A 248-nucleotide genomic window follows, 5' to 3' on the forward strand; every position below is an offset into this window, starting at 1 on the left:
CTACATCAAGCATGGTACCGACAAGATCACGCTCCAAGGCAATGCACAGCATCAGACCAAACATAATGAATATATTTGTTACAACTGTGGTGCCATACTTGATCGTGACGAAAACGCCGTTGCCAATCTATTGGATTTAATCTAAAAATAATTTTAAAGGGCTGGCTATAGTCCTCAAGCTGTCACAGTTAGTCAATGTGGTTACTCCCTAGTGGAGTATCAGAATACCGGCGTTATAACGGCAGTAA

1 pseudogene is annotated in these 248 nt (G+C 41.5%); it reads left to right on the plus strand.

The features are described 5' to 3' along the window. Positions 1-145 (plus strand): annotated as a pseudogene (locus tag HEQ50_RS12845) (RNA-guided endonuclease TnpB family protein); the annotation flags it as partial. Between the last annotated feature and the right edge of the window lie 103 nt (positions 146-248).

Source organism: Lactobacillus sp. HBUAS51381, assembly GCF_012641095.1.
GTDB lineage: Bacteria > Bacillota > Bacilli > Lactobacillales > Lactobacillaceae > Levilactobacillus.